This window comes from Mycobacterium sp. PO1 (assembly GCF_017312405.1).
Lineage (GTDB): Bacteria > Actinomycetota > Actinomycetes > Mycobacteriales > Mycobacteriaceae > Mycobacterium.
The window spans coordinates 13058-26299 of sequence record NZ_BLTG01000020.1 but is presented as its reverse complement, the minus strand read 5'-3'; the positions used below and the strand labels follow the sequence as shown (position 1 = coordinate 26299).

Genomic DNA, 13242 nt, shown 5'->3' with positions numbered 1-13242 from the left:
TGGTGGTGTAACTTCGGTGGGCACAACTTCACGGGGCTATGGCGCAGCTGGTAGCGCACCACACTGGCAGTGTGGGGGTCAGGGGTTCGAGTCCCCTTAGCTCCACCAAAGAGGTCTTACTCGAACCCGTGCCCGAAAGGATGCCGGCGAGAGTAGGAGCTAACCCAGAAGTATCACAATGATCAAGTGCTCGATCCGAGGCTCCCGCGAGGGGGCCTCGTTTCGTGTCTGGGGATGATTCTGCGGCTTCGGATGATCGATTAGTCCTCGTCATGCGAAGCGCGGCGTGAAAGTCGCCGAACGGCGGCTTCAAGTCACTTGCTTGAACTCCTTGCTCGTCGAGGAATATGCGCTGGTAGTAGGTTTCATTGAGATTCCGACGAATCGAATCGGTGCCGGAGGTATACGTGGCCGCAGGGTCGGACATGAAGTCGAGAGCGCCGAGAAGGACCTTCGTTCCGACCGCTAGCACGTCGCCTGTGTTTGCCAGTCTCGCCTCCGTAGCAGCTCGCTCGATCTGAATCTTGCGCAGCTTCTCCCGGACCTTTGCTTGAGGTAGTTGATCGTCGGTGAGCAGGTCGAGGAGTCGGTCCTCCTTCGTCTCCAACTCCTTGAGCTTGCGGCTCACAGCCGCATGAAGTTCGGCAACACTGCGTTGCTCCTCGCCCAGAGCGTCGTCGAGTAGCTTGCGGATGTCGTGGATAAAGTTCGCGGGCAGGTTCAGCGTCGCGTAGTGGTCCACGATTGCCTGTTCCACTCTGTCCGCATGGAGGTATGGGAGATCGCAGTGGCCGTCTTGGCGACCGCGACAGAGGAAGTAGCCGTATCGGTTCCCGAATCGGTTCTTTGCTTCGGTATAGATGAGGCGCGAGGTGCGTTCGTTTTGTTCGCAACGATCGCAGTACAGCATGCCCTTGAGGTAGTGCTGGAGCACTCGGTCACGCTGACCACTCTTGCTTCGGAACGCCATTACTTCTTGTACGCGGTCAAACAAGATCGGATCAACAATCGGTTCGTGGCGTCCGGCGTAGACCTCGCCTTTGTAGACCACGCAGCCGATGTAGTAACGGTCTTGCAGCATGCGGTGTAGCCATTTAAATGTGACCGGCCGTTCGGGAAGGTCGCCCGCGGCCCGTGCGGTCAACCCAAGGTCGGCCATCACCTCTTCGAGGCGTTCGAGTCCATACTCGCCCGTTGCGTACAGTTCAAAAGCCCTCCGCACCAGCGGTGCACGTTTGGGATCGACCTGAATCGTGTTGATCAGTCGCCCCTCGTGCTCGACGCGCGCGTTGAGATAGCCGAGGGGCGCCTTACCAGTAGTGCCGCCGTTCTGAGCCTTGTGCTGCAGCTTGATTCGGATGTCTTCGCCGCTGAGCTTGTTTTGGACGTCGTTGAAGATGTCGGTGACAGCTTCCATCATGTCGGCATACACGCCGTCGCCGAAATCTTCACGCGCTGAGACCAACTTGACGTCCAGCTTGTCGAGCAGTCGCTTGGTGATCGCGGCGTCAATATAGTTACGAAATGCGCGGGAGCGGGCGTAGACAATGACGTAGCGCACGTCCGAATTCTCACGTAGGAACGTCAGCATTTCTTGAAACGCTTTGCGCTTCTCGATGGTTGAGGCGGAAACGCCGGGTTCGACGAACTCATGGACAACATTCGCGCCAAGGCCATTGGCCTTGCGGGTGCTGACCTCGCGTTGCGTGGCAATGGAGTTGCCGTCAGGATCAATGTCGACTGCAGTATCCATCTGCTTCTTACTCGACACGCGCAGGTAAAGCACAGCTTTGGCGACAGACTCGATGTCGTTCGGCAAGCTCATGTCTAGTTCCCCTTACGTGGTGGTGTCGATGGTGGCGCGTGCGGAGGACGGTGGGCGCGGTGGTCCGCGAGCCTGGCAGCGGCTGGCGCGTTGCGCGTGTGACTGTCAGCCAGGCTGTAGACGTACTGCGTTCGGTGGACGTAATGCTCGATGTCGGTTATTGCCGCATCGGACAGATTGCCGAATTTAGCCCGTAGGTAGATATCAAGTGCGGGAAGATCATCCTCGGTTAGCCAGCCCACCGCCGTGAATAGATCGACAGTGTTGATGTCAAGCACTCGGGCGATAGCGACCAGGCTTTCCATTCGCGGCTTGGCAATCATGCCCTGCTCGATGCGCCAGACCGTGCCTGGATCGACGTTGGCCTGACGTGCAACTTCGTTGACGCTGAGTCGCAACTTTTCGCGTGTGTCCTTGAGTAAATTGATAAGCTTGACTGTTTGTTCTGGTGTCATAAAAATTGCATCCCCTTGTACCAGTAATTGTACAATGGCGTATTGAACATAATCAATACGAATATGCAATTCTCTAACGCAAAATCCGACCATTTCATAATGGTTTATTGCAGTTCTGAAATACGGCTGAGTCCGCCCGTCGGCCAGTCCTTGACTACAGACTGGTACGAAAGATCCAGACTCCGCCGTTCGGGTCTTCAACCGTCGCGATGTCGCCTGACAGGCGCAGGTCGCGGGCGAGCATGCCGTAGTCCAAGCGGACGTAGCTCTGCAGATGCTCAGGCAATTCGGCGAGTTCATCTTCGTAGCCGAGGTCGTCAGCCATCTGCTCGACATAATCGAGCACTGAGTCGTAGTGGCCCAAGTAGGCCTCATGAAAGCTGTCGATGTCGTAGCTCGCCTCTTCGCCCTCGAACACGTCTGCCCAGGCCGCATAGGCGTAGCCGTGCTCGGCGATGTTCTTGGCGATGCGGGATATCTGTTCGACGGAATCATGTTCGTTGACTTTCCAGCGGCCGAACTGTTCGTAGTCGTGGATGGCCCATTCTTCGGCATTCGGTTCGCGGGAGCTGGCCAGCATGGCGTCGATGTCGGCCTGGATGGCGTCGGGCTCACGGGCGGCGTCGATCCATCGACCGTGCAGGATGCCGTTGTTGTAATCGGCCAGGCTGGCGATGTAGATGGCTGGGGACGGTTTCGGCTCCGTCTCATGCTGCTGATCAGCTTCTGGCTGCGGTTCGGATTGTGTTGGTTCGTGGTGGGTTTCATTCATTCTCACCTCCCTTCTGGTGTTGTTTCTGAGGTTGTATGAGGCCGGTCGGGAAGCAGAGAGCGGTTGGCTCGATCTGCTCCCCGCCGGCCCCGGTGTGCGCCGTGAGGTATCACGGACGCCCGTGTCCCATGGGCACGGTCAGGTTTCCGATGAGGTGTCGCCTCCCTTCGTGGTCCGGCGGGGCCGGGTGCCATTGGACTCGCCGCTGTCGGCGAACAAGGTGGCGATGGCCTGCTGGCGGGCTGCGGCTTCGCGCTCGATTTCGGCGCGGGCCTCAGCTGCCTTGCTGGTCAGGTCCGGATCGTTCTTGGCCGCCGCGATGTGGGCGGCAATGGCGATCTGGATTTCATCGGTGATGGTGCCGTCGCGCAGTTGGGCAATGAAGCTCAGCTGGGCGTGAGTGTCCGGTTGGAGCCGGATGCCAAGGGTTTTGACGCCTTTGACGGACTCATTGGGTGTGGACATCGTGACCTCCTCGGTGCACTGCGGCCGGTAAACGCTTGGTGCGCTTACAGGTGCGGCCGCATGACACCGACGAGGCAGCCGCGGGCTCATGCGGCTGCCCTTCCGGGTGCGGTTGGTTCATCGCGGGATTCAGCGATCCGTGCTCGGGCGGCGCTGGCGAAGGCGGGGTTCAGTTCGATGCCGAGCCAGTCCCGACCAAGCTGTTCGGCGGCCACGGCACTGGTGCCGCTGCCCACGAACGGATCGAGAACCAGACCGGGCTCGCTGGCCGCGTCGCAGTCGCAACTCGGGGCCAGCGCTGCGCGCGTCGCCGTTCCGCCGATTGCCCGAATGACACGCCGTTTCCACGGCAGCCGACAGCCGCTACAACGAGCTTCAGGACAGCCGGCGGCGATCATGCGCTTGGCCAGGGCAAGCGGATAGATGGCGTGGTGGGCGCTGCGGTAGCCGCCGGGGGTGATGGTCCAGACGTCGCCGGGGTTCTTGCCGAGCGGATGCCCGACCTTCCCGCGGGCCTTGAGCGACGCAAGGCCAGTGACAGTATCGCTGTTCGGGCCACGCCACGACTCCTTCCGTACGGGCCGCTGTGCCGTGCCTGCAATTGGCGTACGGGCGGACACATGTGGCACACGGATGGCATCGAGGTCGAAAAAGTACTGCGGTTGGCGCGCCAGCACGTAGATGACCTCATAGGACGTGTTGAGTCGGTCCGGAATGCTGGTGGGCATCGGGTTCGGCTTGGCCCAGACGATTTTGTTGCGCACGATCCAGCCGTCTTGCTGCAGCCGCAGTGCCAAGCGTTCGGGTGCCATGAGCAGGCTTTTGCGAGCAGCGCCCTGCTTCGCATGGACCGAGTAGGTGTCGCCGACGTTGAGCCAGTAGGTGCCGGTGGGCACGAGCACGCGGGCGGCCTCCCGACTGATGGCCGCCAGGTTCTCGACCCAGTGATTGACGGTGCGCTCCAGGCCGATCTGTCCATCGGCGCCGTAGTCCCGTAGCGCGTAGTACGGCGGCGAGGTAACGATGCAGTCCACGGACGCATTCGGCAGGGCTGTCAGCCGCGTGAGGGCGTCACCGACGACGATGCAGTTACGCGGCAGTGTAGGTGGCGCGCTCATTGGGAGCCTCCCCGCTGGATGAGCGGCAGCAACTGCTCGGGTGTGACGACGCGGAACAGTGCACTCGGTAGCTGGCGGTCCTTGGCGATGGCCTCGATGAGCGCGTCGCGGCGGCGCTCAGCGGTTGCTGGGTCGGGGTGCGTCATGGACCACACGACAAGCGGAAAGGCGCCGTGGCGGTCCTGCTCGATGCCGGTCTGGCGATAGCTCTCGTACTCCCGGCACTTGGTCAGCAGCGTCGGCAGGTGCTCGGTGCCGAGGTCGATCTCGACGAACCAGGCGCGCACCAGATCGCTAGCGTCGGCGGTCTCGGCGAACAGGTCGGGCTTGAGGGTGCGCCGGGCGGCCCCGATGCCGGTGTAGGTGCGCCAGGTTGCGGGTTCGACGGCGCTGTCGGTGAGTTCAAACAGCCGGTTGCGATGAGCGGTGATCAGTGCAACGTGAGTGTCCGCTACGGCCAGCCGGTGAGCCAGGAATCGGGCTGAGGGTTCATAGCGCAGTCGTGCCCCGCGCCGCACGGGTCGCTGTATGAGCCGGTCTCCGGCGACGCCGACGTGATAGATCAGGCCCTGAGATCCGGCGCGGACGCCACCGATGCGGCGGTCGAGGGTGTCCAACACGCGCATGCCACGCAGCCGTGCCAGGACGCGGCGCGTGATGCGGCTGCGAGCATCCGGGGCGATGGTGCCGAAATGAAGCGATTCGATGTGACCGACGGTCAGGAATTGATGGTCGTCGACGGAGCGCAGGATGTTGCGGTCACGATCGGACAGACGTTGATTGATGGCGTCGACAGCGGCAGCGGAGAGACGGGTGTCTGTGGTCCGTCTGGACCGTGCTGTGGTGCCCTGTAGGGCACCACTATTCCCTGACGGTAATCCGGCAGATTGGCGGTCTGCCAGCGGTGATGGCGTCGGTGGATTCGACGCGAGCGGACCAGCGATCGGACTACTACCATCGGCCGTATTCGGCTGCTGCGGTTCGTGGTTCATGACTGCCTCCTGTGCCGGGGTGCGCCGATGTCGGTGGTGTCGTCGGTCGCTGCTGCACCCTCCATGAGTGCGGTGAATCCGGCCTCGATGTCGGCGACGGGTTGGCCGTAGGCTTCGCGGCTGCGGCGGCGAATGGCAGCGGGATCGCTTGACGGGGCGGGTGCCGGTTTGGTGACGCCGGAGGCCCAGGGCTGCACGGCGTTATCGCGGACGAGGCTGGCGTAAACATGATGGGCCGGGAGCTTGGTGAAGTCCTCGACCGACAGCACGGATTGGCCGGCGGTCATCTCCTTGGCATCCCCGGCTTGCAGCGCGAAGCAGATGCGGGAGCGGGCGTTGTTTCTAAAGGCATCGAGCATCGACGGCGGCAGCTGCTTCTCGTACTGGTGGGCCAGATGGAAGCCGGCACCGAGGCTGCGGGCGGTGGCGAGTGCGTCGCCGAGATCAGTTGGCAGCCGTAGGTAGTCCTGCACCTCGTCGATGTAGACCATCACGGGATCACGCGACTTCTCCGGTGTTCCAGCACGTTCGCGGATGGCCTGCCACAGTTCCGCGACAACCAGTGCGCCGAGCAATTGGGCGTTCTCCGGGCCGATGACACCCTTCTGTAGTGGGACCAGCAGCACCTTCTTCTCGCGCAGGACTTGGCGCACGTTGAACTTCGGATGTTGCTGTGCGAGGACGTCCCGCAGCGGTTTGCCAAGGAGCGGGCGGAGCTTGTTGGACAGCGGCGCAATGGTGGTGGCGGTGGCCTCGGGGGAGAGGCTGTCGAACCACTGCCAGAACGGACCGGAAGCAAACGGGTCGCGCTCGATGACGCCGCGGGTCAGGCGGCGCCGGAAGCCGGGATTGGTCAGCAGCAGCGGCAACTGGACCAGTGAGGCGTCGTCGCGGCGCGCCAGTAGATCGAGACAGTTGCGCAGGATGTCCGAACTGCGCGGGCCGAGGCTGTCACCCCAGATGGCTTTGAAGGTGCCGAACAAGCTGTCGGCGACCACTTCTGGTGGGCGTCCGTGCCGGTGCGCTGCGTCGAGCGGGTTGATGCCGACCGGTGCCGGGTCAAAGGGATCGAGGACCACGATGTCCTTCTGGCGCTTCTCCGGTATGCGGGCCAGCAGGTCCGCGATCAGATCTTTGGGTTCGATGACCACAACTGGCCGGTCGGCCTCCAGGTCCTGCACGATCAGGTTGAGGAGCAGCGTCGACTTCCCTACGCCGTTGGGGCCGATGACCCAGGTGTGCCTGAGGGCGTCGGTCGGGTCGTAGCCGATGGTGCCGCTCGCCCCCGGTGCACTGGCGTCGGCGACCACGCGGGCGCCAGCCGCGGCGGCACTACTGGGACGTACCGGGCGCGGGTGCAGCGGTGGCTGGCCGGGAAAGCGTTCGTCTTTATCCGCGATCGGCCAGCCCGACAGCCGGGCGATCTCAGTCACGGTCAGACGCTGCGATGGCGTGAACACGGACCACGAGGCGCGGGGCGTGTTCATCCGGTCGGCCTTCTCGTTCTTCAAGGTGACGCGTACGTCCGGCGACTCGGCGGTTCCGATGGCTGAGGCCAGGCTCAGCAAGAGACTGCGGCGGCGGTCGGCAGTCGCGGCGTGGACACCGAGGCGCACGGCAGCGGTGAAGGCGTGCTGGCCGAGCTTGTGGGCCAGGGCCTGGCGGGCGCCGGCACTGGTGTCGGCCTGGATGCCGTGCAGCAGCTTGGACGCGACTGGTTGATGCTCCCGCTTTGGTTCGTGTGGTGCGGATTTCGGATGATGACGCGGGCCGAGCACGATTTGGATGATGAGCTGCTCACCTTTCTGCACGGCGGTCAGTGCGTGCAGGATGGAGCGTTGTGATGCCACTGCGTCAGCGGGCTCAAGCTGGCGAGAGGTAGTGCTCAACTGGATTCGGCGCGCAGTAACGACGCGGTCCCTATCGGTTGCATCAAAGGTGGTGACAATGGATCCATCGACCAATTGCTCGACAGCACGGCGGACGGCCGCCCGGTGCCGGAGCTGACAACCGATTAGGTATTCCACGCCGGTGACGTCGGCGCGCGCTTCCAGGATGAGTTGCGGGGCGTGGGTCCGTGCGGCGAAATACCGCAGGAGCCCGAACGCTGTTGCTTCACTAAGTGGCTGCGGCCAAAACAGCTGCTGCCACATCAGCGATCCCGCTGACGTAGTGGCATCACTGGGATCAGTCATCGACGGACTCCACACTCAGATCCCTTGTGGTCGGCGTTGCGGCGGTCATGCTTTCGGCTTCGCGCACCTCGGCTGCGGCTTCGGCGTCGCGTAGTGCCATGGCGATGACCGCGCGGCTTAACTTTCGAAGGTCGGGCGGGTCGCGGCGGATGCTGCGTACGACGATCTGCCGTTCGGGTTTCGGGGTGCCGCGGGAGCCGCGGCGGTAATTGGTTCTTCCTGTTTTAGACATAGGTATCCTCCACTGAGAATTAGTTGCTAATTGATTTCGGCTATTGAATTCGTTCAATGCCGTATGCGCATTATCTATTGAATTGAATCAATAGTCAATACTTTTATGTTGCAGCACAACAACTTTGACTATCTGTCAATAGAGGTAGAATGTCCTATTATCACCACCTATTTCGCCATGTAGAAATTACAACGAAGACACCAATTACGGCCGCAATGAGCGCGATCACGCCGATGATCACAATCAGCGTCGGCATGATTGATTCGATCAAACTGACCGCGCAGTAGAGCGCGATGACGCCGAGCAAAATGCCGAAACACCAGCCGATGATCTTGTCCATCCACTTGCTCGGTTCCTGGCTCACTCCGACTCCCGGCTGCGTAGTTCAGCCAGGAGCCCGTGGTCGAATCCTGCAGTGACGCAACCAGTAACGAAGCGCCGCTGGTCGAACGGGAACCGGGAAGCGAACGCCTGAACGTACGCCTGGCCGGTCAAATCCGCATGCAGCAGCCGCCAGACCAGCGATCCCGGACGGTGGCCGGCGTGTTCCAGTTCGCCCAGGTGCCACAGTGACAGCTCCAGTTCATCGACCAGCCCGAAGTCAAGTTGACGGCGGATGTGATTAACGTCGTGCCAGAACCGCAGGGCTCCATTGACGCTGGGTGGGGTGTAGATCACGTCGTCGCTGTTTTCATTCGAGATCGGCAGCGGATCCCCCGTCGCCACGCTGTGGGCGTAGGCGGCGCTCAAGGTGGGGAAGGTACTCGGCGCGTCTGACACCAGGACATAGCCGAAACCCACCTGCTCGGTCGTACGGGCGGCGGCACTCAGGATGAAGGCGGACAAGGTGTCGGCGGCGTCGAGGAGGTCGTCCCTGAGGTGATGGCGGCTGTTGTCGAGAATGGTCATGTGATGAGTTCTCCTTCTTCGTCGTCGGTTTGGTGGTGGCGGGCGGCGCTGCCCTGATCGGTGGTGCTGTGGGTGCGGAAGCTGATAAGCCCGCTGAAGACCGCGCGGGCGGCTGCTCCGGGTGCCGAACTGGGGGTCAGCCGAGTGACCGTGACGTTCGGATCGTCGAGCAGGGCGGCCGGTGGGTATGCGCCGAGCACGACAGCGTGGACGGAATCGCCAATGGATCGCAGCCGCGATAGGACCGCGGCCGGATTGCGGTCGGTGAGCAGGAAGTCGGAGAGTACGACCACGGCCACGGCGCCAGGCTCACGACCAGCCTTCGCCTCGATGTCGTTCAAGGCCGGCCCCAGTTCGCTGGATGTGCCGCACCCTCGGGATAAATGACGCAGCCCGCGACGCAGCCGGATGACCCCTTTAGCGCTCAGTGGTTGGGGCGCAACGTATCCGGCCGAGAAACGGTCGAAGGGCAGCAGCGCAACCCTGTCACGGCGGCAGTGGCACGCAGCGGCAAGATGACGGATTGCCAGCGCTGCTTCAACGTGACGACGCGAGAGTGGATCGTTGCCGTCACTGGCTGCGACACTCGCCGACTCGTCCAGGACGATGAAGACGGTCGTGCCGCCCGCTGGGCAGGGTCCGGGGTCGCCAAGCTGGATGGGCGTACCCTCCGCTCGCTGCTGATCAGTACTGCGACCACCCCCACCCCCGTGGACTACCGATGGAAGCAGCCGCCCGCGCTGGAGGTATGTGGGCAGCGGCGAGACGACTGTCTGCGATGTCGTGTTCATGCCGACCTCGCTCGCCTCGTCGGTGCGACCGGCTTGGCTGCTGGTGGCGTTGCGGCAGGCCCGTGCCCGACCACATCAGGGCTCGCCAGCAAGGCGCGGTACTTATTCGCCTCAATGTGCCCAGCTGCAGCCAGGCCGCGATGGGTGTACTCGGTCACGATCGACTTCTGTTGTGTCTCAGCGTGTTCAGCGCGGCTGATCGACCGTGAGCCTGCGAGTCGTCGATGACGGCGGTCGGCGACAACCGCTTCGTGGTAAGCGGATTCGATGATGTCGGCTACCGCATCGGCGTAGTACCAGCTGTTGATGAAGCTGGCCAGCGCGATGGCTGCGGCCAAGCCGCCGAAAGTCAGCCCCGAGATCGGACCCTCAACGGTGGTCCGCAGCGCGAAGATCCCGACCGATAGCAGGAGCGTGACCAGCGCCGCGACGCCGAACACCGTGGCCTGCAGCCTTTTCCCCTTCGGCGGACCGCCGAAGAGATGTCGATATGGTTCGAGATCTTGGGGCAGCACGTCTTGTTGTCGGTCGACGGCCTGTTGCATATGACGAAGCTGCGTTGCTGCCAACCCTGCGGTCACCGTTGCCGTTCCGGCCGACATCGCCTGCGCCACTGCCAGCACCGGGTACTCGCCCAGTGCGATTGCCGCCCCGGATAACCCGGCGATGTCCCCGAGCAGCAGTGCCGCAGTGCGTGCCATATATCCCCGAGCGGAGGTTGCCTTGCGGCGCATAAAGCAGCCCAATAGGTCGCGGAGCTGTTCGTAACGCTCGAACGCCTTGTCCGCAGCAACCGCCGCCCGCGCGACGGACGCCTTGGTCTCGGCGACCGCATAGGCCAACGATTTCGCGGCGGCCATGTCTGCGCGGCATCTCGCCTCGCCTTCGGCGGCGAAGAGGTGGTGCTGTTCGAGCGCCAGCTTGTCGTGTGCGAGTTCGAGGTAGGTCTGCTCGACAGCATTCGGACGAGCGAAGGCCGATGCGGACTCGACCGGAATCAACCTGACGCTTTCGATGGATACCGGCGCGTGATCGGGCGACCGGCGACCAAGCGTGTTGCGGGTCGCGGCTGGGATGAGTGCCATGTCAGGCTCCCGCCGCATCGGTGACGACAGAGCAGTCCGCCCCGGTCTTGTCGCAGACAGTGGTGTGGAAGGCCCGCAAGGCAGCGATGTAGGGCGTCGGGAGCGAAGCGTCGTCAGCCTGGCGACCAATGCCGATCAGACGCACGGTCGCGCCGGTCAAATCCGGCACCGAGACGGCGGCAGCCAGCGCTTCGGCGTGGGCGATGGTGAGGGACGGGTCACTGAGGTCCTGGCCGGCGGTTTGGATGCCGTCGGTCACGATCGTCTGTTCCAACACGCTGTGGTCGGTTGCGGACAGCTGCGTCCAGTACTCCTCACCGAGCTGGTACTGGGCCACGATGTCGGTTGCGCCGTCACTTATCCGCTCGATCGCCTCCGGGAATGCGGAGGTGACCTGCGCCATCACCGCGTCGACCGCTTTCGGTGCCTTGCGGAGCCGCGCGTTCGTTGTCGCCCCGTCGAGGTGGAGATTGGCGTCGAAGACCGTGACTGCGATCATCGAGCCTGAGAACACGGTCATCCGCAGATGGCCGCCACAGATCAGCGCACGCTCGGCAGCCGCACGGACTACCTGCTCCTCGGCAGGCGTCGCTGCCAGGCTGCGGCGACTGCCGGACCAATCCACCTGCACGAGGGCGGCGATGCGCGCTCCATCGGGCGGGCAGGACGCGGCGACTCGTTCGGCCTGCGCTAGGGAATCGGATACTCCTCCCGTACTGCAGCCAGTCACCAGGGCAACGACAGCGGTGAATGCCGCGAGAGTGTGCGTACTCGTGAGTCGATACAACGCTTCCTCCTTCGAGTAGTGGGCGCCAGTACCGCTGACGACGGGTGGCTCGCGGCACTGCCAGCCAGGTCTCGATGACGATTGACGCGGGAACGTCGGGATCAATTGAGCCGCAGACCGCGCACTCGTCGGAACCGAGATTTGGGGGTCACTTTGTCGGCAGATGTGGGGACAAAACGGGCTATGAGCTGAGGTTCTTTGGCATGCCTGGATGGTGTAATGGCCCGATGACGACGACCCTGGGCGATACCTCCGGCACCCGGCCGCCCGTCTTTAACGACCTGCTCCGTGAATTACAGGAGCTGAAGAAGCGCGAAGGCATCACGCCGGCGAAGGTGCGGCGTGATGGAGCCAACCTGCAGCGTTTACCGATCAGCCGCGATGAATACGCACGAACGCAACACCATGGTGTCGATCTCGCCATCGCGACCGTCGAGGCGCTCAAATGCGTCGTGAACAGCTATCGCACGGCACACCCAGTTCCAGGCGAAGCTTTCGACCAGCGATGGGTGGTGCTAAACCACGAGCTGAACCTCGAAGCCGCTTTCCATTTCAATCTGGGGGACCGGCAGCTCCGTGCACGAGCAGATTTGGGTGATCTCGGCGAGAAACAGTACGAGAGTCGATCGTCGGCCATCATTGAAGCGTTTGCGGTAAAACTTCTCCAGCTCGTGCGATCACTGTGCTGGACACCCGGCGAGTGGGAGGCAAACGAGGCAGCACGGATCAACAAGCTGCCCGAATCCCTGCGGGAGCGTGCGATCTTCGCTGCTCTAATGTGCAGCGCTGCGACCTTCAACGACCGGGCGGCACCGACCCCTCGGCTCGGTGACATGCTGCCGAACCTGTCGCAGTCATTGCCATCAGCAAAGGGGCGTAAGTATCCGCTACCAAAGACCCGACAACTGTTCTTCGACGCAGTGGTCGCTGTTGGCCGACAGGTGTACGACCCGTCGATCTCAACCATCACAGATGTCCTACGCAGCAGTCAGCCCTTGCTGTTGCCCTTTGACGTCATCATCAAGCTGGTCACCGCAAGTCGCTGGCCCACGAACAGCGACTACGCCTACGCAGCCGAAGCAGCCGACCAGCTTCTCCGTGACGCCGGGTACGTGCCGGTATGGTTCCCGCCGCGGTACAGAAAAGATCTGTTTCTCGATGGCAAGCGCTTCTTCAATTACCAGGACACAGCGGCAAACGATCTCTTTATGGACGGACTAGAGCAGACGGCTCGCTTGCTTGCACGGATCGTGGTCCGTATCGACCGGTACGGACTGTGGCGGATCACCGACTACGGCGCGAAGGGCATCGGGATAGACGTCGACTACGACGCCGTGATGAAGATCGGTATTGCAGCGTTCATTGATCCCGACGGCAGTGACACACCGCGCCTCGCCCCGCCCGCCCAAGCCGGTCCCGCTTCGGCCCAAAGTTCTGATCAGGCAACTGGTTCCACGGAGGCGGGAATGGAAGGCGAAGCTGAATGGTGATGAGACAAGTCTGAACCAACGTCCGCGACGTTCACGATCGGCGGCGTCAGCTCGACGGATGCTGCCGCGATCGGCGACGGCGAAACAGTAGCGTTGCGACGCCCACGATGAGGATGGCCACAGCGA

General features: G+C 62.7%; 13 protein-coding genes, 1 tRNA gene and 1 pseudogene. 2 read left to right on the top strand and 13 right to left on the bottom strand.

Annotated elements, in window-relative coordinates:
- Positions 1–32 precede the first annotated feature (32 nt).
- A tRNA-Ala gene (locus J3476_RS09615) sits at positions 33–108 on the top strand.
- A 682-nt stretch (positions 109–790) separates the two neighbouring features.
- Here J3476_RS09615 and J3476_RS27905 read toward each other — a convergent pair.
- From J3476_RS27905 to J3476_RS09550, 13 genes and pseudogenes are all read right to left on the bottom strand, one after another.
- A pseudogene (locus J3476_RS27905) lies at positions 791–1753 on the bottom strand (recombinase family protein); the annotation flags it as partial.
- A 74-nt stretch (positions 1754–1827) separates the two neighbouring features.
- Positions 1828–2373, bottom strand: a complete 546-nt coding sequence (locus tag J3476_RS09605; protein ID WP_286182824.1) for a helix-turn-helix domain-containing protein — start codon at positions 2371–2373, stop codon at positions 1828–1830.
- Between the two features lie 61 nt (positions 2374–2434).
- Positions 2435–3052 carry an antirestriction protein ArdA gene (locus J3476_RS09600; protein WP_207066265.1) on the bottom strand — a complete coding sequence of 206 codons (618 nt, stop codon included), beginning with the start codon at positions 3050–3052 and terminating at the stop codon, positions 2435–2437.
- A gap of 138 nt (positions 3053–3190) precedes the next feature.
- Complete coding sequence (locus J3476_RS09595; RefSeq protein ID WP_207066264.1) at positions 3191–3517, bottom strand: hypothetical protein; 327 nt, start codon at positions 3515–3517, stop codon at positions 3191–3193.
- A gap of 86 nt (positions 3518–3603) precedes the next feature.
- Positions 3604–4635 carry a site-specific DNA-methyltransferase gene (locus tag J3476_RS09590; protein WP_207066263.1) on the bottom strand — a complete coding sequence of 344 codons (1032 nt, stop codon included), beginning with the start codon at positions 4633–4635 and terminating at the stop codon, positions 3604–3606.
- Positions 4632–5627, bottom strand: a complete 996-nt coding sequence (locus tag J3476_RS09585) for a replication-relaxation family protein (RefSeq protein WP_207066262.1) — start codon at positions 5625–5627, stop codon at positions 4632–4634. Before J3476_RS09585 ends, J3476_RS09590 begins: the two co-directional genes overlap by 4 nt.
- Positions 5624–7822 (bottom strand): type IV secretory system conjugative DNA transfer family protein, encoded by a 2199-nt coding sequence (locus J3476_RS09580; RefSeq protein ID WP_207066261.1) that lies wholly within the window; start codon positions 7820–7822, stop codon positions 5624–5626. Before J3476_RS09580 ends, J3476_RS09585 begins: the two co-directional genes overlap by 4 nt.
- Positions 7815–8111, bottom strand: a complete 297-nt coding sequence (locus J3476_RS09575; RefSeq protein ID WP_286182823.1) for a hypothetical protein — start codon at positions 8109–8111, stop codon at positions 7815–7817. Before J3476_RS09575 ends, J3476_RS09580 begins: the two co-directional genes overlap by 8 nt.
- 103 nt (positions 8112–8214) lie before the next feature.
- Positions 8215–8418 carry a hypothetical protein gene (locus J3476_RS09570; RefSeq protein ID WP_286182822.1) on the bottom strand — a complete coding sequence of 68 codons (204 nt, stop codon included), beginning with the start codon at positions 8416–8418 and terminating at the stop codon, positions 8215–8217.
- Positions 8415–8963 (bottom strand): hypothetical protein, encoded by a 549-nt coding sequence (locus J3476_RS09565; RefSeq protein WP_207066260.1) that lies wholly within the window; start codon positions 8961–8963, stop codon positions 8415–8417. Before J3476_RS09565 ends, J3476_RS09570 begins: the two co-directional genes overlap by 4 nt.
- Positions 8960–9754, bottom strand: coding sequence for a vWA domain-containing protein (locus J3476_RS09560; protein WP_207066259.1), 795 nt, complete (start codon positions 9752–9754; stop codon positions 8960–8962). The genes J3476_RS09565 and J3476_RS09560 overlap by 4 nt, the downstream gene beginning before the upstream one ends.
- The gene (locus J3476_RS09555) at positions 9751–10839 is read right to left on the bottom strand and encodes a hypothetical protein (protein WP_207066258.1); all 1089 of its coding nucleotides are present in this window, start codon (positions 10837–10839) and stop codon (positions 9751–9753) included. Before J3476_RS09555 ends, J3476_RS09560 begins: the two co-directional genes overlap by 4 nt.
- Before the next feature lies 1 nt (position 10840).
- Positions 10841–11731, bottom strand: coding sequence for a hypothetical protein (locus J3476_RS09550; protein WP_207066257.1), 891 nt, complete (start codon positions 11729–11731; stop codon positions 10841–10843).
- A 122-nt stretch (positions 11732–11853) separates the two neighbouring features.
- Here J3476_RS09550 and J3476_RS09545 point away from each other — a divergent pair, with 122 nt between their 5' ends.
- Positions 11854–13116 carry a hypothetical protein gene (locus tag J3476_RS09545; protein WP_207066256.1) on the top strand — a complete coding sequence of 421 codons (1263 nt, stop codon included), beginning with the start codon at positions 11854–11856 and terminating at the stop codon, positions 13114–13116.
- Positions 13117–13242 lie beyond the last annotated feature (126 nt).

Coding starts and splice junctions, on each gene's coding strand:
- J3476_RS09600 (WP_207066265.1), bottom strand. CDS start 3,052: ATGAATGAAACCCACCACGAACCAACACAATCCGAACCGCAGCCAGAA.
- J3476_RS09605 (WP_286182824.1), bottom strand. CDS start 2,373: ATGGTCGGATTTTGCGTTAGAGAATTGCATATTCGTATTGATTATGTT.
- J3476_RS09595 (WP_207066264.1), bottom strand. CDS start 3,517: ATGTCCACACCCAATGAGTCCGTCAAAGGCGTCAAAACCCTTGGCATC.
- J3476_RS09590 (WP_207066263.1), bottom strand. CDS start 4,635: ATGAGCGCGCCACCTACACTGCCGCGTAACTGCATCGTCGTCGGTGAC.
- J3476_RS09560 (WP_207066259.1), bottom strand. CDS start 9,754: ATGAACACGACATCGCAGACAGTCGTCTCGCCGCTGCCCACATACCTC.
- J3476_RS09565 (WP_207066260.1), bottom strand. CDS start 8,963: ATGACCATTCTCGACAACAGCCGCCATCACCTCAGGGACGACCTCCTC.
- J3476_RS09555 (WP_207066258.1), bottom strand. CDS start 10,839: ATGGCACTCATCCCAGCCGCGACCCGCAACACGCTTGGTCGCCGGTCG.
- J3476_RS09580 (WP_207066261.1), bottom strand. CDS start 7,822: ATGACTGATCCCAGTGATGCCACTACGTCAGCGGGATCGCTGATGTGG.
- J3476_RS09545 (WP_207066256.1), top strand. CDS start 11,854: ATGACGACGACCCTGGGCGATACCTCCGGCACCCGGCCGCCCGTCTTT.
- J3476_RS09585 (WP_207066262.1), bottom strand. CDS start 5,627: ATGAACCACGAACCGCAGCAGCCGAATACGGCCGATGGTAGTAGTCCG.